The following is a 24,776-nucleotide window of genomic DNA, read 5'->3' as shown; positions in this document are numbered from 1 at the left end:
TAGCCTAAAAGGTCACTAAGGGGCCACAATAGACCATAAAATAACTTGCCTGTCGAACGCGTTATACCGATTAGCACCATTTAGCAAAACGATGGACTAATAGGGATAATCACTCGGTAAGAAATGGGCAAACTATAGCAAAAAAGCGTCAATTCTGCTGATCTTTTCCCTGTTTGATCTGCAATAATGTCTGCTCAATCAGTTCTCGGGCAATCGTTCCTTTCGGTGCAACAGGTGGGAGTTGTTGATAATGGGCCCAAATCGCATCTGTTAGCTCGGCATAATCGGGCTTTAACTCGCCACTTTGATAATCCGCCACAAAAGCCATCATTAAGTTCGATGGAAAAGCCCAAGGTTGACTACCTATATACTGGATGTTATCAACAACAATTCCGGTCTCTTCAAATACTTCCCGAGCCACACATTGCTCCAGTGTTTCACCCGCTTCAACAAACCCGGCGATCACCGTGTACATTCCATTTTTATGACGAGGGTGCTGGGCCAATAGAATAGATTCGTCTTTACGTACTGCCACAATAATACAAGGCGATAAACGTGGATAATGAACCATATCGCACTGTTGACACCGCATAGCATTTTCATCAGGAGTAAATGTTAACGCCCCTCCACATTGAGCACAAAAACGCTGACTCTTTTGCATATATCCCAACTCCATTGCTCTTGAAGCTAGATTGAACAAAGGGGAAGGAAGAAAAAGTAAGTCACGCAAGGATCGATACTCACCAAGTTCAAGCTGAGGCGGGGCATAAATGGCATAAACAGGGATATGATTAAACTCACCAATATGATGCGCAATTTTAGGATCTATCCCTAACGCTTCGGCACTTAGACAAGGAAGATCATGATTTATCAATAAAATGCCCTGATCATCAACTAGGCACCAATATGCGGTATCTCTCTTTTTTAACATGAATGTCACATCCGTCCTTGCAGGAAAATACGTTTACTGGCAATCTAACCTTATATAAGGAAATGATTCCTTAAGGCTCTCTATATTCGATTAGAGAAACGATCGTTGTCGTAATGTGTAACTAGGTTACCTTACATGAGATCATGAGGGAACGCTCATGCTAAGTAAATTCGAACAGGTCAAAAAAGAATGGGGCGGTCATAATGATGTCATCGACCAATGGCTAATGATGCGCCAACAACTGCTAATTGATTACTGCAAATTGGCAGGTTTACCACCCAATCAATCTGCACGAAATCATCTTCCTACACCAGAACAACTCACCTTCTTTTGTGAACAGCTCATCGACTACATCTCCGCTGGTCACTTCAAAATATACGATATGGTGATGGAACGCTGGCATCAAACTGGCTATTCGCCTACTGAAGAGATCTCAGCTCACTATCAGAAAATTTCTCTGACGACAGAGCCATTGCTGAATTTTGCAGAGGCTTATGTCGGTATCAATGATGATGATAATCTGGCTAATTTCAATCAGCATATTTCCGATCTAGGTGAGTTATTAGAAGTACGCTTTGCCTTAGAAGATAGGTTAATAGAACTGATTAGTGACAGCCTATCTTACCCACCAGGCGCCTAGCCACCAGCTTAAATGCTCGATGGTTTAGATATGTCTAGCAACATCATTAAACGTTGCGAAATGGATAATATAAAAAATAGACAATAAAAAAGGCACCCGAGGGTGCCTTTTATTTTATCTTGTCGCGGCAAGATTAATCTTCGTCGCTAAGACCTGCGTTAAGCAGTGCAGCTAGATCTTGTGATGCTTGTTCAGCATCGATCTGAGGTGCTACTGGCTCGAACTCAGCATCACGGCTACGTTGACGTTGTTGGTGGTGTGCGAAACCAGTACCAGCTGGGATCAGACGACCAACAATAACGTTCTCTTTCAGACCACGTAGATCATCACGCTTACCAGAAACTGCAGCTTCTGTTAGTACGCGAGTCGTTTCCTGGAACGACGCAGCAGAGATGAATGATTCTGTTGCTAGCGATGCTTTAGTGATACCTAGTAGGTCACGAGCATATGCTGCAGGAGTTTTGCCTTCAGCTTCTAGCTGACGGTTCGCGATAGTTACACGAGAGTATTCTACCTGCTCACCTTCTAGGAACTCAGAATCACCAGGAGCTGTGATTGTTACCTTACGCAGCATCTGACGAATGATCGTTTCGATGTGCTTATCGTTAATCTTAACGCCCTGAAGACGGTAAACTTCCTGAACCTCGTTCACGATGTATTCTGCTACTGCGAACACGCCACGTAGTCGTAGGATATCGTGTGGAGACTCTGGACCATCAGCGATTACGTCACCTTTCTCAACTTTATCGCCTTCGAATACGTTAAGCTGACGCCACTTAGGAATCATCTCTTCGTATGGCTGACCCTCTGCAGGAGTCAGGATTAGACGACGCTTACCTTTAGTTTCTTTACCGAAAGAAACAGTACCAGTAATTTCCGCAAGGATTGCTGGTTCTTTAGGCTTACGAGCTTCGAATAGGTCAGCAACTCGTGGTAGACCACCGGTGATATCTTTAGTACCGCCAGATGCCTGAGGGATACGAGCTAGCGTATCACCAATGCCCACAAGAGCACCGTCATCTAGTTGGATGATTGCTTTACCAGGTAGGAAGTATTGAGCTGGAATTTCAGTACCAGAGATCATTACATCGTTACCGTTTTCATCAACTAGTTTAACAGTTGGACGCATATCTTTACCTGCACCTGTACGCTCTGCAGCGTCAAGTACGGTAATCATAGATAGACCAGTTAGCTCATCAGTTTGACGAGATACAGTCACACCATCGATTAGGTCAACAAACTGGATACGACCTGCCACTTCAGTGATGATTGGCATTGTGTGTGGGTCCCAGTTAGCGATAACTTCGCCAGCTTTAACCTCATCACCGTCGTTCTTAGTTAGGTGAGAACCGTATGGTAGTTTGTAGTTTTCTTTCGTACGACCAAACTCATCAATGATGGTCATTTCAGACGCACGAGAAGTAATAACTAGTTTACCTTCACCATTGATTACGAACTTAGCATTCTGTAGTTTCACAGAACCGTTGTTCTTAACCTGGATGCTGTTTTCAGCAGCAGCTGCCGATGCCGCACCACCGATGTGGAACGTACGCATGGTAAGCTGTGTACCCGGTTCACCGATTGACTGTGCTGCAACAACACCAACGGCTTCACCAGTGTTCACTAGGTGACCACGAGCTAGGTCACGACCGTAACATAGCTTACAACAACCGAAGTCGTTCTCACAGGTAACCACAGAACGTACTTTAACTAGGTCAACAGAGTTCGCATCGATAATGTCACACCACTTCTCATCGATTAGGGTGTTACGAGGGATAAGAACTTCTTCTGTACCTGGTTTTAGAACGTCTTCAACAACCACACGACCTAGAACACGGTCACGTAGTGCTTCTTTAACATCACCACCTTCGATCAGAGGCATCATAGAGATACCACCGTGAGTACCACAGTCATCCGCTGTAATTACAACGTCTTGTGCTACGTCTACTAGACGACGAGTTAGGTAACCTGAGTTCGCAGTCTTAAGTGCGGTATCCGCAAGACCCTTACGAGCACCGTGAGTAGAGATAAAGTACTGAAGTACGTTTAGACCTTCACGGAAGTTCGCAGTGATCGGCGTTTCGATGATTGAGCCATCCGGCTTAGCCATCAGACCACGCATACCAGCAAGCTGACGAATCTGAGCGGCAGAACCACGAGCACCTGAGTCGGCCATCATGTATACGCTGTTGAACGACTTCTGCTGTTCTTCTTCACCGTCACGGTTAATAACAGTTTCGAAAGACAGGTTATCCATCATAGCTTTAGCAACTTGTTCGTTCGCTGTTGCCCAGATATCGATAACTTTGTTGTAACGTTCGCCAGCAGTAACAAGACCAGACTGGAACTGCTCTTGGATCTCTGCAACTTCTGCTTCTGCTTCTGCGATCTTAGTGTATTTCGCTTCTGGTACAACCATATCGTCGATACCAACAGAAACACCAGAAAGTGCCGCATATGCAAAACCTGTGTACATGATTTGGTCAGCAAAGACTACAGTCTCTTTCATACCCAATTCACGGTAACAAGTGTTAAGCAGTTTAGAAATTTGCTTCTTACCTAAAGCTTCAGTGTTCACTAGGCTGTATGGCAGACCTTTCGGTACGATAGTCCATAGCATTGCACGACCAACAGTCGTATCAACTAGCTTAGTTTCTGGAGTTAGGTTACCTTGCTCGTCCTTCTTGTACTCAGTAATGCGAACTTTTACACGTGCGTGTAGAGCTGCAGAACCAGTACGGTAAGCTTTTTCAGCTTCAGCAGAACCAGCTAGGTACATGCCTTCACCCTTCGCGTTGATCATGTCACGCGTCATGTAGTAAAGACCCAATACAACGTCCTGAGAAGGTACGATGATCGGATCACCTGACGCAGGCGATAGGATGTTGTTAGTCGACATCATAAGAGCACGTGCTTCTAGCTGTGCTTCTAGAGTCAATGGTAAGTGAACCGCCATCTGGTCACCATCGAAGTCGGCGTTGTATGCCGCACACACTAGTGGGTGAAGCTGAATCGCTTTACCTTCGATTAGGATCGGTTCAAATGCCTGAATACCAAGACGGTGCAGTGTCGGCGCACGGTTTAGCATTACTGGGTGTTCGCGAATTACTTCGTCTAGGATATCCCAAACAACTGCTTCTTCACGCTCAACCATCTTCTTAGCAGCTTTGATTGTAGTCGCAAGACCACGAGTCTCTAGCTTACCGTAGATAAATGGTTTAAATAGCTCAAGTGCCATCTTCTTAGGAAGACCACACTGATGCAGACGCAGGTATGGACCTACTGTGATAACAGAACGACCTGAGTAGTCTACACGCTTACCAAGCAAGTTCTGACGGAAACGACCCTGCTTACCTTTGATCATATCAGCCAAAGATTTCAGAGGACGCTTGTTAGAACCTGTGATTGCGCGACCACGACGACCGTTATCAAGCAATGCATCTACAGACTCCTGCAGCATACGCTTTTCGTTACGTACGATGATATCAGGAGCAGCTAAGTCAAGCAGACGCTTTAGACGGTTGTTACGGTTGATTACACGACGGTATAGATCGTTAAGATCTGAAGTCGCGAAACGGCCACCATCTAGCGGTACCAACGGACGAAGATCCGGTGGAAGAACTGGCAGTACAGATAGGATCATCCACTCAGGGTTGTTGCCTGACTGTACAAATGCTTCAACTAGCTTCAAACGCTTAGTTAGCTTCTTACGCTTAGTTTCAGAGTTAGTTTCTTCTAACTCTTCGCGCATAAGTTCGATTTCAGCATTAAGGTCCATATTGGCCAATAGTGCTTTAACCGCTTCTGCACCCATCTTAGCGTCAAATTCGTCGCCCCACTCTTCAAGCGCATCTAGGTACTGCTCTTCAGAAAGCAGCTGGCTACGCTCAAGGTTGGTCATACCTGGTTCGATTACTACGTAAGATTCGAAGTAAAGTACACGCTCGATATCACGTAGTGGCATGTCCATTAGCAAACCGATACGAGATGGTAGCGATTTTAGGAACCAGATGTGGGCAACAGGTGAAGCAAGCTCAATGTGACCCATACGCTCACGACGTACTTTGGTCTGAGTAACTTCAACACCACATTTTTCACAGATAACACCACGGTGCTTTAGGCGCTTGTATTTGCCACAAAGACACTCGTAATCTTTAACCGGGCCAAAGATACGTGCACAGAAAAGACCGTCACGCTCAGGCTTAAAGGTACGGTAGTTAATGGTTTCTGGCTTTTTAACTTCACCAAAAGACCATGAACGGATCATGTCAGGTGAAGCTAGACCGATTTTGATCGCATCAAATTCTTCGGTCTTATGTTGTGCTTTCAGAAACTTAAGTAAGTCTTTCACATTCGGCTCCTGTGAGGAGTTGACCCATAAAGGCGCCAGTCATCTGGCGCCTTCATATTTATACCGGAGTAACTAGTAAGTATAGATGACTAGTCTAACTTATTCGTCTTCCAGCTCGATGTTAATACCCAACGAGCGGATTTCTTTCAACAATACGTTGAATGATTCCGGCATACCTGGTTCCATACGATGATCGCCGTCAACGATGTTCTTATACATCTTAGTACGGCCGTTAACGTCATCCGACTTAACAGTTAACATCTCTTGTAGAGTATATGCTGCGCCATATGCTTCAAGCGCCCACACTTCCATCTCACCGAAACGCTGACCACCGAACTGAGCTTTACCACCAAGTGGTTGCTGAGTAACAAGGCTGTAAGAACCGGTAGAACGGGCGTGCATCTTATCGTCAACCAAGTGGTTCAGTTTCAGCATGTACATGTAACCAACAGTTACAGGACGCTCAAACGGATTACCAGTACGGCCATCGAACAACTGAAGCTGACCAGACGATGGAAGATCACCAAGTTGTAGCAACTCTTTGATTGACGCTTCTGGAGCACCATCAAATACAGGTGTTGCAATTGGTAGACCTTTACGAAGGTTCTGAGCAAGAGTCAGCACTTCTTCGTCTGATAGCAGAGCAATGTCTACTTTCTGACGAGTATCGCCTAGATCGTATACACGCTGTAGGAATTCACGAATCTTGTGAAGTTCCTGCTGCTGCTTCATCATCTCGTTGATCTTGTCACCGATACCTTTCGCCGCAAGACCTAAGTGAGTCTCTAGGATCTGACCGATGTTCATACGAGATGGTACGCCCAGTGGGTTCAGTACGATATCAACAGTTTGACCTTTCTCATCGTACGGCATGTCTTCAACAGGGTTGATCTTAGAGATAACACCCTTGTTACCGTGACGACCCGCCATCTTATCACCAGGTTGAATACGACGCTTAACAGCTAGGTATACTTTAACAATCTTAAGTACGCCTGGTGCTAGGTCATCACCTTGAGTGATCTTACGACGCTTAGTCTCAAACTTCTTATCGAACTCAGCTTTCAGTTCATCATATTGTTCTGCAAGCTGTTCCAACTGGTTCTGTAGTGCTTCATCATCAAGAGTCTGAGCAAATAGCTTCTCACGGTCCATTGAAGCAATTTTGTCTTCACTGTAACCAGAAGCAAGCAGAAGAGTACGAACACGAGCAAGAAGACCACCCTCAAGGATCTGGAATTCTTCTGTAAGATCTTTCTTCGCTTCTTTTAGCTGCATCTCTTCGATTTCAAGAGCACGCTTGTCTTTTTCTACGCCATCACGAGTGAATACTTGTACGTCGATAACAGTACCAGTCACACTACCAGGAACGCGTAGAGATGAATCTTTAACATCAGACGCTTTTTCACCGAAGATAGCACGTAGTAGCTTCTCTTCAGGAGTTAGCTGAGTTTCACCCTTAGGTGTCACTTTACCAACTAGGATGTCGCCACCCTTAACTTCAGCACCAATGTAAACGATACCTGATTCGTCCAGCTTAGAAAGTGCTGCTTCACCCACGTTAGGGATATCGGCAGTAATTTCTTCAGCACCTAGCTTAGTATCACGCGCCACACAAGAAAGCTCTTGGATGTGGATTGTTGTTAGGCGATCTTCCTGAACAACACGCTCTGAAACAAGGATGGAGTCCTCGAAGTTGTAACCGTTCCAAGGCATGAACGCGATACGCATGTTTTGACCAAGCGCTAGTTCACCAAGGTCTGTTGATGGACCATCAGCTAGCACATCGCCACGAGCAACTGGTTCACCAACCATTACACATGGACGCTGGTTAATACATGTGTTCTGGTTAGAACGAGTGTATTTAGTTAGGTTGTAGATATCGATACCTGCTTCACCAGGGATCAACTCATCATCGTTAACTTTGATAACGATACGAGATGCATCTACAAACTGAACTTGACCACCACGTTTAGCTACGGCAGTAACACCTGAATCAACACCGATTTGACGTTCAATACCAGTACCTACTAGCGGCTTATCAGCACGGATAGTTGGAACTGCCTGACGTTGCATGTTCGCACCCATTAGGGCACGGTTAGCATCGTTGTGTTCTAGGAATGGGATCAGAGATGCCGCCACAGATACAACCTGGTTAGTTGCAACGTCCATGTACTGAACATGGTCACGTGGGTGCAGACCTGAATCACCTTTCTGACGAGCAGTGATCAGTTCATCAGCAAAAGAGCCATCTTCGTTAAGCGCGGCGTTTGCCTGTGCAATAACGTATTGACCTTCTTCAATTGCTGATAGGTATTCGATCTCTTCAGAAACTTTACCATCTACCACTTTGCGGTATGGAGTTTCTAAGAAGCCGTATGGGTTACAACGCGCAAATACAGATAGCGAGTTGATCAAACCGATGTTTGGACCTTCAGGCGTTTCGATCGGACATAGACGACCGTAGTGCGTTGCGTGAACGTCTCGAACTTCGAAACCAGCACGCTCACGAGTCAGACCACCTGGACCAAGCGCCGAGATACGACGTTTGTGAGTAACTTCTGACAGTGGGTTGTTCTGGTCCATAAACTGAGACAGCTGAGAAGAGCCAAAGAACTCTTTAACTGCCGCAGAAATAGGCTTAGCGTTGATAAGATCCTGAGGCATGATTGCATCAAGGTCACCAAGGCTTAGACGCTCTTTAACTGCACGCTCAACACGAACTAGACCAACGCGGAATTGGTTCTCAGCCATTTCGCCAACTGAACGGATACGACGGTTACCAAGGTGGTCGATATCATCAACTTCACCTTTACCGTTACGAATATCGATCAGCTTACGCATCACATCGATGATGTCTTGGTTGTCTAGAGTGCCTGGGCCTGTAGTCTCATCACGAAGTAGAGAACTGTTGAACTTCATACGACCTACAGCAGATAGATCGTAACGCTCTTCTGAGAAGAATAAGCTTTCAAACAGTTGTTCTGCTGCTTCACGTGTTGGTGGCTCGCCAGGACGCATCATGCGGTAGATTTCTACTAACGCACTTAGACGGTCTGTTGTGCTATCAATACGTAGCGTATCAGACATGTATGGACCGTGGTCTAGATCGTTCGTAAATAGAACTTCAATAGACTTGTGGCCAGCCTGAGACAATAGCGCTAGAGATTCTAGGCTTAGCTCTTGGTTTGCAGCAGCAATCAGTTCGCCAGTTGCTTCGTTAACGTAGTCTTTAGCAGCAACTTTGCCAACGATGTATTCAACAGGTACTTCGATATGATCTACGCCGTCTTTCGCTAGTTGACGAATATGACGAGCAGTAATACGACGACCTTTTTCTACGTATACAGTGCCGTTAGCTTCGATATCAAAGCTTGCAGTTTCACCACGTAGGCGATCAGGAACAAGTTCCATCACTAGAGATTTACCTTGAACTTCGAACTTCACTTTCTCGAAGAACATGTCAAGGATTTGATCTGTAGTGTAACCTAGTGCACGTAGAATAATTGATGCAGGAAGCTTACGACGACGGTCGATACGGACAAAAACACTATCCTTAGGATCGAATTCGAAATCCAACCATGAACCACGGTATGGGATTACGCGCGCGTTATATAGCACTTTACCTGAGGAGTGGGTCTTACCCTTATCGCTGTCGAAGAAGACACCCGGGCTACGGTGCAACTGGGATACGATAACCCTCTCGGTTCCGTTAATAACGAACGTACCGTTATCAGTCATGAGTGGAATTTCACCCATGTACACTTCTTGTTCTTTAATGTCTTTTACGGTTCCAGCCGGCGCGTCTTTATCATACATAACAAGACGAAGCTTCACACGAAGTGGAGCTGAGTAAGTAACGCCACGAATCTGACATTCTTTCACATCGAAGACCGGCTCGCCGAGACGATAGCTAACGTATTGCAGCTCGGAATTGCCATTGTAGCTCTGGATAGGGAAAACAGAGCGAAAAGCAGCTTCTAGACCGTAATGCCCTTCTGGATCCTGCTCGATGAATTTTTGGAAAGAATCAAGCTGGATCGACAGCAAGTATGGTGCATCCAAAACTTGTGGACGCTTACCAAAATCCTTACGGATACGCTTTTTCTCGGTATAAGAGTAAACCATAGGTTCCTCAGATCGCTGATAAGTGATCCAACTACCCACTATAACTTTTGGGCAGTGACTAATCATTGTTTATGGTAGGAAATAGCTTGAGGTATCAAACTATTTTTTGCGTAGATTGTGGGTACAAAACAAGGTGAAAAATACCACAACCCTATAGCGCAAAAAGGCCGGTGGCATTTTTGCCACCAGCCAATAGCCTTAAAAGGCTATGAAATCAAATAGTTATTATTTGATTTCAACAGAAGCACCAGCTTCTTCTAGTTGAGCTTTAAGAGCTTCAGCTTCAGCTTTCTCAACGCCTTCTTTTAGAGGTGCTGGAGCGCCGTCTACTACAGCTTTAGCTTCTTTAAGACCTAGGCCAGTTGCGCCACGTACTGCTTTGATTACAGCAACTTTGTTAGCGCCAGCAGCAGTTAGGATTACGTCGAATTCAGTTTGCTCTTCAGCAGCTTCTGCTGCTGCGCCGCCTGCTACAACTGCAGCTGCAGCAGTAACACCGAACTTCTCTTCCATAGCTTCGATTAGTTCAACAACTTGCATTACAGACATTTCTGCAACTGCGTCTAGGATTTGCTCGTTAGTGATAGACATAACAATTCTCTTTAAAAGTCAACAAATAGTTTAAATAGTAATCAGATAAAACTCTGCAATTAAGCAGCAGCTTCTTCTTTCTGATCACGTACTGCAGCGATAGTACGTACAAGTTTACCAGCAGACGCTTCTTTCATGCACATCATTAGGCGTGCGATAGCTTCGTCGTATGTTGGTAGAGTTGCTAGTACTTCAACGTTAGCAATAGCGCCTTCGAATGCAGCAGCTTTGATCTCGAAATCTTTATTCTCTTTAGCGAAGTCTTTGAAAAGACGCGCTGCAGCACCTGGGTGCTCATTAGAGAAACCGATTAGTGAAGGACCAACGAAAACGTCTTGTAGACATTCGAAATCAGTACCTTCAACAGCACGACGTGCTAGGGTGTTACGAACAACTTTTAGGTAAACGCCGTTTTCACGAGCTTGTTTACGTAAAGTAGTCATCGCACCTACAGCAACACCGCGAGAGTCAGCTACAACTGCAGACAGGGCACCATTGGCAGCTTCGTTGACTTCAGCAACAATTGCTTTTTTGTCTTGAAGATTTAATGCCATTGGATTTGCTCCTGGTTTTATTTACACCACTTCTTATATAAGATAAGAAGAGCTTGTACGGCGCAGATCCTTGAAAGATATAAATCAATCATGTTCTGGCACCGTCTACGTAGGTAATATTAAGTTCTAATGAACGCCTACGGTCTTTGACGGAGGTCGAAAAGACGACCTCAGCCACGAATTCTGAAACGCCAGATTATACAGTAATCTGACGCTTCCGCAATTAGTTTGCGTTAGTTTCTAGCGTGTTTTGATCAACAGCTACACCAGCACCCATAGTAGTAGAGATGCTTACTTTCTTGATGAAAGTACCTTTAGCTGAAGATGGTTTTGCACGCTTAAGAGCAACTAGAAGTGCTTCTAGGTTCTCTTTAAGTTGAGCAGCATCAAAGCTCACTTTACCGATAGTAGTGTGAATGATACCGTTCTTGTCGTTACGGTAACGAACCTGACCTGCTTTAGCGTTCTTAACAGCTTCAGCAACGTTAGGAGTTACAGTACCAACTTTAGGGTTTGGCATAAGACCGCGAGGACCAAGAATAGTACCAAGCTGACCTACAACGCGCATTGCATCTGGAGATGCGATAACTACGTCGAAGTTCATTTCGCCTTTCTTAACTTGCTCAGCAAGATCTTCCATACCTACTAGCTCAGCGCCAGCTTCTTTCGCAGCTTCTGCGTTAGCGCCTTGAGTAAATACAGCAACACGGATGTCACGACCAGTACCGTTTGGTAGTACAGTTGCACCACGTACGTTTTGGTCTGATTTACGTGCATCAATGCCAAGGTTAACAGCTACGTCAACACTTTCTACGAACTTAGCAGTAGCTAGTTCTTTTAGAAGAGCAACAGCTTCGTTGATATCGTATTCACGAGTTACATCAACTTTCTCACGGATCACGCGCATGCGCTTAGTCAGTTTAGCCATTCTATTAACCCTCTACCACTAGGCCCATTGAGCGAGCAGTACCAGCAATTGAACGCTTCATAGCTTCAATGTCAGCACCAGTCATGTCTGCAGCTTTAGTCTCAGCGATCTCTTGGATCTGAGCTTCAGTTACAGTACCAACTTTCTCAGTGTTAGGACGGCCAGAGCCAGACTTAACGCCAGCAGCTTTCTTAAGAAGAACAGCAGCAGGTGGAGTCTTAGTGATGAAAGTGAAAGAACGGTCACTGTATACTGTAATAACTACTGGAGTTGGAAGACCTTTCTCTAGAGAGTCAGTCTTAGCGTTGAACGCTTTACAGAATTCCATGATGTTCACACCGTGTTGACCAAGAGCTGGACCAACTGGTGGACTTGGGTTTGCCATACCAGCTGCAACTTGCAGCTTGATGTAAGCTTCTACTTTTTTAGCCATTGCTATATACCTATTTTTGGGTTCAAGCGTCTATTTAGAAACAAATAGACTCCCCGTCTAACGAAAGGGCGCAGAATTGTAGATCAATTCTACGCCCTTGACAAGACTGTGTGCTTATTTATTGATCAGTTCTTTTCTACTTGACCAAACTCAAGCTCAACTGGTGTTGCACGGCCGAAGATAGAGACAGAAACCTTAACACGGCTCTTATCGTAATCCACTTCCTCAACCACACCGTTGAAGTCAGCAAATGGGCCATCAGTAACACGAACAACTTCGCCTGGCTCAAATACTGTTTTATGTACTGGTGATTCACTAGCTTTCTGTAGACGGTTCAGAATCGCATCCGCTTCTTTATCAGAAATCGGAGCTGGACGATCTGAAGTACCGCCGATGAACCCCATTACACGAGGGATACTACGTACTAGGTGCCATGTTTCATCATTCATCACCATTTGTACAAGCACGTAACCTGGGAAGAATTTACGCTCGCTCTTGCGGCGCTGACCAGCACGAACTTCCACAACTTCTTCTGTAGGCACAAGCACTTCTTCAAAGTACTCTTCCATGCCATGCATTTTGATGTGCTCACGTAGTGATTGTGCTACTCGACCTTCAAAACCAGAAAAGGCCTGCACTACATACCATCGTTTTTTTGGAGCTTCGCTCATGAATACTTACCTCATACGCCAGTAACTAGGCGCACTAAACGGACCATAATGCCGTCAATCCCCCAAAGGGCTAACGCCATAACTACAGTGACTGCTAGTACGATAAAGGTTGTCTGCGTAGCTTCCTGACGAGTAGGCCATACCACTTTGCGGACTTCCATGCGCGCTTCACGAGCAAACGTAATCGCGGCTTTACCTTTTGCTGTAAATGCAGCAGTAATACCAGCAATTGCAACTAATGCAACTATACCAGATACACGAAGCACAACAGAAACATCACTGTACAGGTAATTACCAACCACTGCGGCGGCTAGCAAAGCAAAAACGACGAGCCACTTAAGGCCATCCATTTTGCTTTGGCTTTCTTGGTTTTCGTTCTCGGCATTCGCGTTCATACAACCAACCTGTAACTAGTCTTAATATAGACGAAAATTACCCCGCTGATGCGAGGTCTAAGACGAAGGGACGCAAAATCCTTGAAACTTCATCACTCTATCGTTAACTCTACGCTATTTTGAACATTATTTACACTATTCAAAACAGAAACGCAGAAAAAGGGCATCAGATGATGCCCTTTTTTGTGCATGCTCGTCAAACGTTAATTCGACGAACTGTGCTCGGAAACCGCAAATTAAGCGATGATTGTAGCAACAACACCAGCACCAACTGTACGGCCACCTTCACGGATTGCGAAGCGTAGACCTTCATCCATCGCGATAGGAGCGATTAGAGTAACAGTCATAGAGATGTTATCACCAGGCATTACCATTTCAACGCCTTCTGGTAGCTCGATAGTACCAGTTACGTCAGTTGTACGGAAGTAGAACTGTGGACGGTAACCTTTGAAGAATGGAGTGTGACGACCGCCTTCATCTTTAGAAAGAACATAGATTTCTGAAGTGAAAGTAGTGTGTGGAGTGATTGAACCAGGCTTAGCTAGAACTTGACCACGCTCAACTTCGTCACGCTTAGTACCACGTAGAAGAACACCAACGTTCTCACCAGCACGGCCTTCGTCTAGAAGCTTACGGAACATCTCAACGCCAGTACAAGTAGTCTTAGTAGTTGGTTTGATACCAACGATTTCTACTTCGTCACCAACAGTGATGATACCTTGCTCAACACGACCAGTTACAACAGTACCACGGCCTTGGATTGAGAATACGTCTTCGATTGGAAGAATGAACGGCTTATCGATAGCACGCTCTGGCTCTGGGATGTAGTTGTCTAGAGCTTCTGCTAGTTCAACAACTTTTGCTTCCCACTGCTCTTCGCCGTTTAGTGCGCCAAGTGCAGAACCCATGATTACTGGGCAATCATCACCTGGGAAGTCGTACTCAGATAGAAGTTCACGAACTTCCATTTCTACTAGCTCAAGTAGTTCTTCATCATCAACCATGTCACACTTGTTCATGAATACGATGATGTAAGGGATACCAACCTGACGACCAAGTAGGATGTGCTCACGAGTCTGTGGCATAGGGCCATCAGTTGCAGCAACAACTAGGATACCACCGTCCATCTGAGCAGCACCAGTGATCATGTTTTTAACATAATCGGCGTGTCCAGGACAGTCAACGTGTGCGTAGTGACGAGTTGGAGTATCGTACTCTACGTGAGAAGTAGAGATTGTGATACCGCGCTCACGCTCTTCTGGAGCGTTATCGATTGATGCGAAGTCACGAGCAGCACCGCCGTATACTTTAGAAAGTACAGTACAGATTGCAGCAGTTAGAGTTGTTTTACCGTGGTCAACGTGGCCGATTGTACCAACGTTAACGTGCGGTTTCGTACGTTCAAATTTTTCTTTAGACATGATAGTCCCTCAAATGCACGGTAGTTAGTGGCATTACGACCACAACCGATCATGGGTTTGTAGAGTTTTATATAAACAAATGGGAGAAAGCGTCGAGGAGTGGTGCTGATAGGCAGATTTGAACTGCCGACCTCACCCTTACCAAGGGTGCGCTCTACCGACTGAGCTATATCAGCACACGAAGTGTGGAGCGGGCAGCGGGAATCGAACCCGCATCATCAGCTTGGAAGGCTGAGGTAATAGCCATTATACGATGCCCGCAAATTCGTCACTCGTAGAGCTATCAATCACTTGAAAATGGTGGTGGGGGAAGGATTCGAACCTTCGAAGGCAGTGCCGGCAGATTTACAGTCTGCTCCCTTTGGCCACTCGGGAACCCCACCAAAATTTTTTGAAACTGGTGCCGACTACCGGAATCGAACTGGTGACCTACTGATTACAAGTCAGTTGCTCTACCTACTGAGCTAAGTCGGCTTAAGTGCTGCGCATTTTAGATAAGGTTGAAATCTCTGGCAATAGCTCAGCACCTTTTTTTTTTGATTTTAGCTTCAAATGTTGCTTTTTTCGCCACTAACGATGTTTTGCATACAAGGCTAAGCCTTCTAACACCAAATCAGAACGATGTGTGTACTGTTGCGCCCACTTTTTAGGTAAATGAATCACACCGCCACCACACAAAATAACATGAGGCTCTACCCCTAAATTCTCATGGGCCTGTTTCAAGCCATACTCAATAAGCCCAAGTAAAGCGGCCCGGCAACCATTCTTAAGACCATCAGCAGTATTAGTTGCAAGCTCTAAGGAATCGACATGGTCACGATCAGAAAAAACCTTGGTTGTATTTTCTAATACCGATTTCATCATTAGTTGATAACCTGGGGCGATCCATCCCCCCAAATGCGTTCCGTCTTCTGCTAATACATCAAACGTCAGTGCGGTACCGATATCAACAATCACAGTTGGCTGTTGATAGCTTTGATGAATTGCAACCAAAGTTAGCCAACGATCGATACCTAAATATTGATACTCACTATAGGCATTTTTCACCCCAAAATCATGGCTTGGAGTTTTTACTTGTATTACTGGAATATTAGAAAGTTGAGAAATTCGCTGAATAGAGTTATCTATTTCAACTGGCCCAACACTCGCAAAAACGATGCGATGAATTTCTTTTTTATCAAGCAAAGGCTCTAAAACCATTTCTAATTTACGGCTAGAGTATTTGCCTAATAATTCTAACTGACCATTTTTAAATAATTGGGCAACTTTGACATAAGTATTGCCCGCTTCAATAAGTAATTGCATTAACAACCTCTAAGGCTGATTTCACCACCAATATAAGGCGTAATCCCAGCTTCAGTTTCTAATAGTAGAGCACCAGTATCATTAATTCCTCGTGCAATACCTTCAATAACTTGCTCGCCTAACAGCAGTTTAACTGGACGATCGATAAAGTTATCGACCTTATTCCAACGTTCGACAAAACCAGCAAGGCCATAATGTTCATAATCTTGCAAAGTTTTTGTTAATTGAGTGATTAATCGCGCTGCAAGTTGGTTTCTCTCGATAGTCTGCTCACAGCAATCGGTCAAGTTTGTCCACGCTTGATCAATGTGCTGCTGCTCTGGCATCGATATGTTCAGTCCCATACCAATAATAAGGTGGGCTGCATCACCGGCTTGACCAACCATTTCAACTAAGATGCCAGCAACCTTTTTATCATCACAGTAAATATCATTTGGCCATTTAACTTTAATGCGCTCAGCCCCCATCGACTGTAATGTCTCTGCAATGGCAACCCCAACAACTAAGCTAAGTCCCATAGCAGCAGCCACACCAGCATCTAGACGCCAATACATCGACATATACAGATTGCTACCAAAAGGAGATAGCCATTGACGACCACGCCGTCCCCTACCTGCTTGTTGGTATTCAGCAAGACAAACGGCTCCCGATGGTAATTGCCCTACTCGGTCTAATAAATATTGGTTGGTCGAATCAATGACAGGAATCACATCTAAGTTAGAGCAGATACAGTGAGATAAAATATCCCCCTTATCTAATAGTGTTATCGATTTTGCTAAACAATAACCTCGCCCTTGAATCCGATAAATATCCAATCCCCAGCTTTGCAACACTTTAATCTGCTTGCTAATCGCGGCACGTGAAATGCCCAAAGCTTCCCCTAAAGCTTCACCGGAATGGAACTGACCATCTGCCAGCAAACTGATTAACTTTAACTTTGATGCATGCTCTTTCATTGCAGAGCCTTTGCTAAACAGGTTTCACTAGATTTAGCCATAAAGCGAACTTCATGCTCAAGCTCGACACCAAACTGCTTATAAACACAACTCACAACATGTTGAGCCAACGCCATGACATCTTGCGCCGAAGCAGAACCAGTATTAACGAGTACCAATGCTTGCTGTTCATGAACCTTAGCACCACCAATCGTAAAACCTTTCAGCCCACATTGGTCAATCAGCCACCCTGCCGCTAACTTGATTTCATCACCAGCAGGATAACTTGGCATATCAGAATGCTCTGCTAATAACTGCTGAGCTTGCTGTTTGGATATAACAGGATTTTTGAAAAAGCTCCCCGCATTTCCCAGTTCTTTAGGATTAGGCAGCTTAGCAAGACGCACATTACAAACGGTGTCAAAGATCTCTTTTGCCGTTACGGTTTTAAGATCAAACTGCGCTAATGGACCGTAACCAATCTGTGGTTGCCAATCTTTGCTTAGCGTTAAACCAACTGCGATAATGATGTGATCATCTTTTAATTGATGTTTAAAAATAGAATCACGATAACCAAATAAACATTCAGCAGCGCTCAGACGCGAAATCTTCCCTGTCAGTACATTTAAAACATCGACATACTCACACAGATCTTTTAACTCTTTACCGTAAGCACCGATATTTTGAATTGGCGATGAACCGACACAACCTGGGATCAATGCCAAATTCTCCAATCCTGGCATGTTGTTCTCTACGGTCCACTTCACTAATTGGTGCCAGTCTTCACCACCGGCAACATGCAGATGATAAGCTTGTGCATCCTCTGATACATTAATGCCCTTAAGACGATTTAAGACCACAATTCCTTGGTAATCTTCACAAAATAGTAAGTTACTACCTTGGCCGACAACAAGCTTAGGAGATTGACTGTATGCAGGGTCTTGCCACAATGTAATAAAATCTTCAGCACTAGTTGCTTCGATAATCATAGAAGCTTGCGCGTCAATTCCAAAAGTGTGATAAGGCGCTAGCCCAGTATCGTGTAATTGATTCATGCGATTTTTAGACCGTACCTTTATACTAATCGGCATATTTTAACCGAATCAACGTCATGACGCAGTGCTTTTCCTATGAATACACCAGAATTTCACAAACTAGAGACATTACGCTTTCCTCTTGTGAACAAATTATACAAAGATCATTATCCCGCAGGTAAAGCTAAACGAGATGAAATTATCTGGGTTGGTGAACAAAATGGCACCTTAATCGCAGCGGTTCGTTTTAAAGTGATCGAAGAATCACAACTCTTAACCGGAATGGTTGTACATAGCCAGCATCGAAGAAAAAATATTGCTAGCCAATTCTTATACCATCTTTCTGAACAGTTAGAGTTGTATCCTTGTTATTGCTTTGCTCTCTATGAACTTGAAGGTTTCTATCAACGCAATGGGTTTATCACAATTGATAGCAGTGAATTACCTCATCCTTTGCAACAACGATTTGAGCGTTACAGTAGTGGTAAAAAATTGGTTCCTATGCTGTATAAGAATGGTAGTTAAATCCCAGATCTAGCATGCTGAGCTCACCAGAAAGATTGACTGAGCTATTTTTCTGGTATACTTGCTCCCTTAACTTTGAATTACTAATGATTAGATCGCGAACAAAGAGGCGATAAATGGATTCAGCTATTGCTAATACGCAACGCATTGAGCATTTGCCATGTATTGCACATAAGCCAGAAAATTTAGAAACCCTATTTGATGCATCGTCTTTTAGAGAGCGCCTGCTACAAGAAATATCACAGGCAAAACATCGCATCTATTTAGTTGCTCTTTATCTTCAAGATGATGATGCAGGTCGAAAAATTCTGACGGCTCTATTTGAAGCAAAACAACAAAATCCAGATCTTGATATTAAAGTTCTGGTTGATTGGCATCGTGCACAACGAGGATTAATTGGTGCGGCCAAGTCTGATGGTAATGCCGCTCTTTATCGAGAATTCTCAGAAAAGTACACTCATAACATTGAAATTCTGGGTGTACCAGTTCGTAACCGTGAAGTATTTGGTGTACTACACCTTAAAGGCTTTATTATTGATGACAAGGTTATCTATAGCGGTGCGAGTCTTAATGATGTCTATCTTGCAGAACATGAGCGTTACCGTTATGACCGCTATCATGTAATCCACAATGCTAAGTTAGCAGATACAATGGCAAGTTTTGTCTTAGATAATTTAGTAAATAGTGATGCCGTTAACTGTCTAAGCCAAGAACATCGACCAGATACTAAATCACTGAAAGGTGCAATCCGCGATTTCCGTATCAACCTTCAGCGCGCAGCTTATCAATTCGATGGCGACAGAATACAAGATGATGAGGTTGGCTTAACTCCTCTTGTTGGTTTAGGCAAAAAGAAAAATCGCCTCAATCAACAAATCTGTACATTAATTGCGAGCGCAAAAACTGAACTCACTATTTGTACACCTTACTTCAACTTCCCTCGAAGCATTAATAAAGAAGTAAAACGAGCTCTACGCCGTGGAGTAAAGGTAACAATCGTTGTTGGTGATAAGACGGCAAATGACTTTTATATTCCGCCATCAGAGCCTTTTAAAACGATTGCAGGCCTACCTTATCTTTATGAGGTAAACCTTCGCCATTTTGCCAAGCAGAATGAAGCGGCAATAGCTCGTCGTCAACTGGCAATCCACCTTTGGAAACATGCTGACAATAGCTTCCATCTAAAAGGTATCTGGGTAGATAAAACCTACATGCTGGTTACCGGAAATAATTTAAATCCTCGAGCATGGAAATTGGATCTAGAAAATGCCATCTTAATCCATGATAAAAATCAGCTATTACTTGAACAAAAAGAACAAGAGCTTGCTTGCATCTTAAATCATACTCAATTGATTGGCAGTTATAAGTGCATCGATAAGATTGATAGCTATCCACTTCAAGTTCAAAAGCTCATCAAACGAATTCGTAGAGTGAAAGCTGACCACATTTTAAATCAGATCCTATAAGGAAATAGTGATGATTATTGCGGCAATAGATGTCGACCCTCAACAGACTTTTACCCCATTGTGTCCCAATGAGCTACCAGTACACGAAGGCGATACTATTGCCGATACTCTGAACCTACAGGCCAGCTTTGCTCAATATCGAGTCTTAACCAAAGATGCTCATCCTAAGAATGCGCTCTGGGTTGTCGACACACATGAAGAGATGTTGCACCCTCTATCACACCCTAATGCAGACTTAACCTGGGTTGCGCATGCCGTACCTGGAACTCAAGGCTTTGAAGTCATTCCAGGTCTGCCTAAAGTAACTGATTATGACCATGTTATCTGGAAAGGTATTGAGCCAGACCTTCATCCTTATGGCGCTTGTTATCATGATCTAGCTGAAGAACTCAGTACAGGGCTAATTGAATGGTTGCTGCAGCATAAGGTGGATACATTGCTAATTGGCGGTTTAGCTACCGATTATTGTGTTAAAACCACAGCCATTCAATTGCAACAGACCAATTCTTTTCGGGTTATCGTTAATTTAAGTGCTTGCCGAGGCATTGCAGCAGAAACAATAGACTCTGCAATAAAAGAAATGCAACAAGCTGGTATAGAGTGCGTTCATAGTATCGATGAGCTTTCAGCATTGTTAACAAATAAGTAGGCGATTAATAGATATTCTTACTAAAGCTCCTTTATAGGGGCTTTTTTTGTTCTTAAACAAAAGCTTAAGTTAGAGCAGTTACTTAATGGAACAAGATTAAGGATTGATAGATAAATATAACTAGTTTTAGCTAAACGAAAAAAACCTGACTCTTTCGAATCAGGCTTTCTCTAAATAAGTGGCAGAGCGGACGGGACTGCTATACCGAACATCAGCGCGCCCCCGGCGTGACAGGCCGGCTTGCTCTTAAACAAAAAGCAAACCAACTGAACTACCGCTCAACTTCCATCTATATTTTATTTATAAAGCATGTAACGAAAAAAAGCCTGACTCTTTCGAGTCAGGCTTTTTCTAAATAAGTGGCGGAGCGGACGGGACTGCTATACCGAACATCAGCGCGCCCCCCGGCGTGACAGGCCGGCTTGCTCTTAAACAAAAAGCAAACCAACTGAACTACCGCTCAACTTCCATCTATATTTTATTTATAAAGCATATAACGAAAAAAAGCCTGACTCTTTTGAATCAGGCTTTTCTAAATAAGTGGCGGAGCGGACGGGACTCGAACCCGCGACCCCCGGCGTGACAGGCCGGTATTCTAACCAACTGAACTACCGCTCCACTCAAACTACCGTATGTTCAGTACGATAGTTTAAATTGGGCGCTTGGCGATGTCCTACTCTCACATGGGGAGACCCCACACTACCATCGGCGCTGCTGCGTTTCACTTCTGAGTTCGGCATGGATTCAGGTGGGACCACAGCGCTAAGGTCGCCAAGCAAATTCGTTTATTTCAAGCAGTGCTTGAAATAGCAATCTGGGAAAGTTAACTGGTTCTCAAACTTACATTCAAGTGTTTGTGGAGTCCGATAAAACCCCTTGGGTGTTGTATGGTTAAGCCTCACGGGCAATTAGTACAGGTTAGCTCAACGCCTCACAGCGCTTACACACCCTGCCTATCTACGTCGTAGTCTCCAACAACCCTTTAGGATACTTAAAGTATCAGGGATGACTCATCTTGAGGCTCGCTTCCCGCTTAGATGCTTTCAGCGGTTATCGATTCCGAACTTAGCTACCGGGCAATGCGTCTGGCGACACAACCCGAACACCAGAGGTTCGTCCACTCCGGTCCTCTCGTACTAGGAGCAGCCCCTCTCAATCATCCAACGCCCACGGCAGATAGGGACCGAACTGTCTCACGACGTTCTAAACCCAGCTCGCGTACCACTTTAAATGGCGAACAGCCATACCCTTGGGACCGACTTCAGCCCCAGGATGTGATGAGCCGACATCGAGGTGCCAAACACCGCCGTCGATATGAACTCTTGGGCGGTATCAGCCTGTTATCCCCGGAGTACCTTTTATCCGTTGAGCGATGGCCCTTCCATACAGAACCACCGGATCACTATGACCTGCTTTCGCACCTGCTCGAACCGTCATTCTCGCAGTTAAGCGGGCTTATGCCATTGCACTAACCTCACGATGTCCGACCGTGATTAGCCCACCTTCGTGCTCCTCCGTTACTCTTTGGGAGGAGACCGCCCCAGTCAAACTACCCACCAGGCACTGTCCTCACCCCAGATGATGGGGCCAAGTTAGAACATCAACACTACAAGGGTGGTATTTCAAGGACGACTCCACGCAAACTGGCGTCTGCGTTTCAAAGTCTCCCACCTATCCTACACATGTAGGGTCAATGTTCAGTGCCAAGCTGTAGTAAAGGTTCACGGGGTCTTTCCGTCTAGCCGCGGGTACGCTGCATCTTCACAGCGATTTCAATTTCACTGAGTCTCGGGTGGAGACAGCGTGGCCATCATTACGCCATTCGTGCAGGTCGGAACTTACCCGACAAGGAATTTCGCTACCTTAGGACCGTTATAGTTACGGCCGCCGTTTACCGGGGCTTCGATCAAGAGCTTCGACTTACGTCTAACCCCATCAATTAACCTTCCGGCACCGGGCAGGCGTCACACCGTATACGTCATCTTTCGATTTTGCACAGTGCTGTGTTTTTAATAAACAGTTGCAGCCACCTGGTATCTGCGACTCTCGACAGCTCCATCCGCGAGGGACTTCACCGTTAAGAGCGTACCTTCTCCCGAAGTTACGGTACCATTTTGCCTAGTTCCTTCACCCGAGTTCTCTCAAGCGCCTTGGTATTCTCTACCCGACCACCTGTGTCGGTTTGGGGTACGATTTCTTACTATCTGAAGCTTAGAGGCTTTTCCCGGAAGCATGGCATCAATGACTTCGCTACCGTAGTAGCTCGACATCGTATCTCAGTGTTAATGATGAACCGGATTTGCCTAATTCATCCACCTACGTACTTGGACCTGGACAACCGTCGCCAGGCTCACCTAGCCTTCTCCGTCCCCCCATCGCAATAGTAAGAAGTACGGGAATATTAACCCGTTTCCCATCGACTACGCCTTTCGGCCTCGCCTTAGGGGTCGACTCACCCTGCCCCGATTAACGTTGGACAGGAACCCTTGGTCTTCCGGCGAGGGAGTTTTTCACTCCCTTTGTCGTTACTCATGTCAGCATTCGCACTTCTGATACCTCCAGCACACTTTACAATGCACCTTCGACGGCTTACAGAACGCTCCCCTACCCAATGTGCATAAGCACATTGCCGCAGCTTCGGTGTATAGCTTAGCCCCGTTAAATCTTCCGCGCAGGCCGACTCGACCAGTGAGCTATTACGCTTTCTTTAAATGATGGCTGCTTCTAAGCCAACATCCTGGCTGTCTGAGCCTTCCCACATCGTTTCCCACTTAGCTATAACTTTGGGACCTTAGCTGGCGGTCTGGGTTGTTTCCCTCTTCACGACGGACGTTAGCACCCGCCGTGTGTCTCCCGGATAGTACTTACTGGTATTCGGAGTTTGCAAAGGGTTGGTAAGTCGGGATGACCCCCTAGCCTTAACAGTGCTCTACCCCCAGTAGTATTCGTCCGAGGCGCTACCCTAAATAGCTTTCGGGGAGAACCAGCTATCTCCGAGTTTGATTGGCCTTTCACCCCTAGCCACAAGTCATCCGCTAATTTTTCAACATTAGTCGGTTCGGTCCTCCAATTGATGTTACTCAATCTTCAACCTGCCCATGGCTAGATCACTCGGTTTCGGGTCTAATCCTAGCAACTATGACGCCCAGTTAAGACTCGGTTTCCCTACGGCTCCCCTAGATGGTTAACCTTGCTACTAAAATTAAGTCGCTGACCCATTATACAAAAGGTACGCAGTCACAGGACAAGCCTGCTCCTACTGCTTGTACGTACACGGTTTCAGGTTCTATTTCACTCCCCTCACAGGGGTACTTTTCGCCTTTCCCTCACGGTACTGGTTCACTATCGGTCAGTCAGGAGTATTTAGCCTTGGAGGATGGTCCCCCCATATTCAGACAGGATAACACGTGTCCCGTCCTACTCGATTTCACTGATAAAGCGCTGTTGGTTACGGGGCTATCACCCTTTATTGCCATGCTTTCCAGCATGTTCACCTAACGCAAGATTAGCTTAAGGGCTAATCCGGTTTCGCTCGCCGCTACTGCCGGAATCTCGGTTGATTTCTCTTCCTCGGGGTACTTAGATGTTTCAGTTCCCCCGGTTCGCCTCACAATGCTATGAATTCACATTGAGATAACTGCTTATGCAGTTGGGTTTCCCCATTCGGAAATCGTAGACTCAAGTGGCTCTTACTGCCTCATCTACGCTTATCGCAAGTTAGTACGTCCTTCATCGCCTCTGACTGCCCAGGCATCCACCGTGTACGCTTAGTCACTTAACCATACAACCCCAAGAGGTTTCGTATGTTCAAACAACCAAGGT

At 45.1% G+C, this 24,776-nt stretch carries 17 protein-coding genes, 5 tRNA genes and 2 rRNA genes; 4 read left to right on the top strand and 20 right to left on the bottom strand.

Annotated features, from left to right (window positions below):
- Positions 1 to 148: 148 nt before the first annotated feature.
- On the bottom strand, positions 149 to 931 hold the full coding sequence (gene nudC / locus WAX86_RS01195; protein ID WP_158135575.1) for an NAD(+) diphosphatase: 783 nt from the start codon (positions 929 to 931) through the stop codon (positions 149 to 151).
- Between the two features lie 157 nt (positions 932 to 1,088).
- Between nudC and rsd the strand changes: the two genes are divergently transcribed.
- Positions 1,089 to 1,571 (top strand): sigma D regulator, encoded by a 483-nt coding sequence (gene rsd, locus WAX86_RS01190; protein WP_341489001.1) that lies wholly within the window; start codon positions 1,089 to 1,091, stop codon positions 1,569 to 1,571.
- A 133-nt stretch (positions 1,572 to 1,704) separates the two neighbouring features.
- Here rsd and rpoC read toward each other — a convergent pair whose 3' ends face one another.
- The 16 genes from rpoC to murB all read right to left on the bottom strand — a co-directional run bounded on the left by rpoC (position 1,705) and on the right by murB (position 18,335).
- Positions 1,705 to 5,922, bottom strand: a complete 4,218-nt coding sequence (rpoC, locus tag WAX86_RS01185; RefSeq protein WP_065172500.1) for a DNA-directed RNA polymerase subunit beta' — start codon at positions 5,920 to 5,922, stop codon at positions 1,705 to 1,707.
- A 99-nt stretch (positions 5,923 to 6,021) separates the two neighbouring features.
- Complete coding sequence (rpoB, locus tag WAX86_RS01180; RefSeq protein WP_005301835.1) at positions 6,022 to 10,047, bottom strand: DNA-directed RNA polymerase subunit beta; 4,026 nt, start codon at positions 10,045 to 10,047, stop codon at positions 6,022 to 6,024.
- 225 nt (positions 10,048 to 10,272) lie between these two features.
- Complete coding sequence (gene rplL / locus WAX86_RS01175; RefSeq protein ID WP_044179125.1) at positions 10,273 to 10,638, bottom strand: 50S ribosomal protein L7/L12; 366 nt, start codon at positions 10,636 to 10,638, stop codon at positions 10,273 to 10,275.
- Between the two features lie 59 nt (positions 10,639 to 10,697).
- The gene (gene rplJ / locus WAX86_RS01170; RefSeq protein ID WP_005301842.1) at positions 10,698 to 11,192 is read right to left on the bottom strand and encodes a 50S ribosomal protein L10; all 495 of its coding nucleotides are present in this window, start codon (positions 11,190 to 11,192) and stop codon (positions 10,698 to 10,700) included.
- A gap of 223 nt (positions 11,193 to 11,415) precedes the next feature.
- Entirely contained in the window at positions 11,416 to 12,120 is a 705-nt protein-coding gene (gene rplA, locus WAX86_RS01165) for a 50S ribosomal protein L1 (RefSeq protein WP_044179122.1), read from the bottom strand.
- A 4-nt stretch (positions 12,121 to 12,124) separates the two neighbouring features.
- On the bottom strand, positions 12,125 to 12,553 hold the full coding sequence (rplK, locus tag WAX86_RS01160) for a 50S ribosomal protein L11 (protein WP_005301848.1): 429 nt from the start codon (positions 12,551 to 12,553) through the stop codon (positions 12,125 to 12,127).
- 125 nt (positions 12,554 to 12,678) lie between these two features.
- Positions 12,679 to 13,224, bottom strand: a complete 546-nt coding sequence (gene nusG / locus WAX86_RS01155; RefSeq protein WP_036764546.1) for a transcription termination/antitermination protein NusG — start codon at positions 13,222 to 13,224, stop codon at positions 12,679 to 12,681.
- 11 nt (positions 13,225 to 13,235) lie between these two features.
- The gene (secE, locus tag WAX86_RS01150; protein ID WP_005301853.1) at positions 13,236 to 13,619 is read right to left on the bottom strand and encodes a preprotein translocase subunit SecE; all 384 of its coding nucleotides are present in this window, start codon (positions 13,617 to 13,619) and stop codon (positions 13,236 to 13,238) included.
- 236 nt (positions 13,620 to 13,855) lie between these two features.
- Positions 13,856 to 15,040 (bottom strand): elongation factor Tu, encoded by a 1,185-nt coding sequence (tuf, locus tag WAX86_RS01145; RefSeq protein ID WP_069107610.1) that lies wholly within the window; start codon positions 15,038 to 15,040, stop codon positions 13,856 to 13,858.
- 100 nt (positions 15,041 to 15,140) lie between these two features.
- Positions 15,141 to 15,216, bottom strand: a tRNA-Thr gene (locus tag WAX86_RS01140).
- A 10-nt stretch (positions 15,217 to 15,226) separates the two neighbouring features.
- Positions 15,227 to 15,301, bottom strand: a tRNA-Gly gene (locus WAX86_RS01135).
- Positions 15,302 to 15,338: 37 nt separating this feature from the next.
- Positions 15,339 to 15,423 (bottom strand) — tRNA-Tyr (locus WAX86_RS01130).
- A gap of 15 nt (positions 15,424 to 15,438) precedes the next feature.
- Positions 15,439 to 15,514 (bottom strand) — tRNA-Thr (locus WAX86_RS01125).
- A 96-nt stretch (positions 15,515 to 15,610) separates the two neighbouring features.
- The gene (locus WAX86_RS01120; RefSeq protein ID WP_044179117.1) at positions 15,611 to 16,345 is read right to left on the bottom strand and encodes a type III pantothenate kinase; all 735 of its coding nucleotides are present in this window, start codon (positions 16,343 to 16,345) and stop codon (positions 15,611 to 15,613) included.
- The gene (gene birA, locus WAX86_RS01115; RefSeq protein WP_238071483.1) at positions 16,345 to 17,301 is read right to left on the bottom strand and encodes a bifunctional biotin--[acetyl-CoA-carboxylase] ligase/biotin operon repressor BirA; all 957 of its coding nucleotides are present in this window, start codon (positions 17,299 to 17,301) and stop codon (positions 16,345 to 16,347) included. Before birA ends, WAX86_RS01120 begins: the two co-directional genes overlap by 1 nt.
- Entirely contained in the window at positions 17,298 to 18,335 is a 1,038-nt protein-coding gene (gene murB, locus WAX86_RS01110; RefSeq protein ID WP_239974638.1) for a UDP-N-acetylmuramate dehydrogenase, read from the bottom strand. Before murB ends, birA begins: the two co-directional genes overlap by 4 nt.
- A 75-nt stretch (positions 18,336 to 18,410) precedes the next feature.
- Between murB and WAX86_RS01105 the strand changes: the two genes are divergently transcribed.
- From WAX86_RS01105 to WAX86_RS01095, 3 genes are all read left to right on the top strand, one after another.
- Positions 18,411 to 18,839, top strand: a complete 429-nt coding sequence (locus tag WAX86_RS01105) for a GNAT family N-acetyltransferase (protein ID WP_036764550.1) — start codon at positions 18,411 to 18,413, stop codon at positions 18,837 to 18,839.
- A 116-nt stretch (positions 18,840 to 18,955) separates the two neighbouring features.
- The gene (gene pssA, locus WAX86_RS01100) at positions 18,956 to 20,305 is read left to right on the top strand and encodes a CDP-diacylglycerol--serine O-phosphatidyltransferase (protein WP_005301868.1); all 1,350 of its coding nucleotides are present in this window, start codon (positions 18,956 to 18,958) and stop codon (positions 20,303 to 20,305) included.
- A 10-nt stretch (positions 20,306 to 20,315) separates the two neighbouring features.
- Positions 20,316 to 20,954, top strand: coding sequence for an isochorismatase family protein (locus WAX86_RS01095; RefSeq protein WP_081283030.1), 639 nt, complete (start codon positions 20,316 to 20,318; stop codon positions 20,952 to 20,954).
- Between the two features lie 541 nt (positions 20,955 to 21,495).
- Here WAX86_RS01095 and WAX86_RS01090 read toward each other — a convergent pair.
- The 3 genes from WAX86_RS01090 to WAX86_RS01080 all read right to left on the bottom strand — a co-directional run bounded on the left by WAX86_RS01090 (position 21,496) and on the right by WAX86_RS01080 (position 24,735).
- Positions 21,496 to 21,572: transfer RNA gene (locus tag WAX86_RS01090), tRNA-Asp, on the bottom strand.
- Between the two features lie 42 nt (positions 21,573 to 21,614).
- A 5S ribosomal RNA gene (gene rrf / locus WAX86_RS01085) occupies positions 21,615 to 21,730 on the bottom strand.
- 111 nt (positions 21,731 to 21,841) lie between these two features.
- A 23S ribosomal RNA gene (locus WAX86_RS01080) occupies positions 21,842 to 24,735 on the bottom strand.
- Positions 24,736 to 24,776 lie beyond the last annotated feature (41 nt).

This window comes from Photobacterium damselae subsp. damselae (assembly GCF_038086725.1).
Classification (GTDB): domain Bacteria; phylum Pseudomonadota; class Gammaproteobacteria; order Enterobacterales; family Vibrionaceae; genus Photobacterium; species Photobacterium damselae.
This window is presented reverse-complemented; position numbering and strand designations above follow the sequence as displayed.

Bases quoted from the DNA above. Each gene is read 5' to 3' on its own strand.
- birA (WP_238071483.1), bottom strand. From the start codon at position 17,301: ATGAAAGAGCATGCATCAAAGTTAAAGTTAATCAGTTTGCTGGCAGAT.
- nusG (WP_036764546.1), bottom strand. From the start codon at position 13,224: ATGAGCGAAGCTCCAAAAAAACGATGGTATGTAGTGCAGGCCTTTTCT.
- WAX86_RS01120 (WP_044179117.1), bottom strand. From the start codon at position 16,345: ATGCAATTACTTATTGAAGCGGGCAATACTTATGTCAAAGTTGCCCAA.
- rplJ (WP_005301842.1), bottom strand. From the start codon at position 11,192: ATGGCATTAAATCTTCAAGACAAAAAAGCAATTGTTGCTGAAGTCAAC.
- nudC (WP_158135575.1), bottom strand. From the start codon at position 931: ATGTTAAAAAAGAGAGATACCGCATATTGGTGCCTAGTTGATGATCAG.
- pssA (WP_005301868.1), top strand. From the start codon at position 18,956: ATGGATTCAGCTATTGCTAATACGCAACGCATTGAGCATTTGCCATGT.
- rplK (WP_005301848.1), bottom strand. From the start codon at position 12,553: ATGGCTAAAAAAGTAGAAGCTTACATCAAGCTGCAAGTTGCAGCTGGT.
- rplA (WP_044179122.1), bottom strand. From the start codon at position 12,120: ATGGCTAAACTGACTAAGCGCATGCGCGTGATCCGTGAGAAAGTTGAT.
- tuf (WP_069107610.1), bottom strand. From the start codon at position 15,040: ATGTCTAAAGAAAAATTTGAACGTACGAAACCGCACGTTAACGTTGGT.
- rsd (WP_341489001.1), top strand. From the start codon at position 1,089: ATGCTAAGTAAATTCGAACAGGTCAAAAAAGAATGGGGCGGTCATAAT.
- murB (WP_239974638.1), bottom strand. From the start codon at position 18,335: ATGAATCAATTACACGATACTGGGCTAGCGCCTTATCACACTTTTGGA.
- rpoB (WP_005301835.1), bottom strand. From the start codon at position 10,047: ATGGTTTACTCTTATACCGAGAAAAAGCGTATCCGTAAGGATTTTGGT.
- WAX86_RS01095 (WP_081283030.1), top strand. From the start codon at position 20,316: ATGATTATTGCGGCAATAGATGTCGACCCTCAACAGACTTTTACCCCA.
- WAX86_RS01105 (WP_036764550.1), top strand. From the start codon at position 18,411: ATGAATACACCAGAATTTCACAAACTAGAGACATTACGCTTTCCTCTT.
- rplL (WP_044179125.1), bottom strand. From the start codon at position 10,638: ATGTCTATCACTAACGAGCAAATCCTAGACGCAGTTGCAGAAATGTCT.
- secE (WP_005301853.1), bottom strand. From the start codon at position 13,619: ATGAACGCGAATGCCGAGAACGAAAACCAAGAAAGCCAAAGCAAAATG.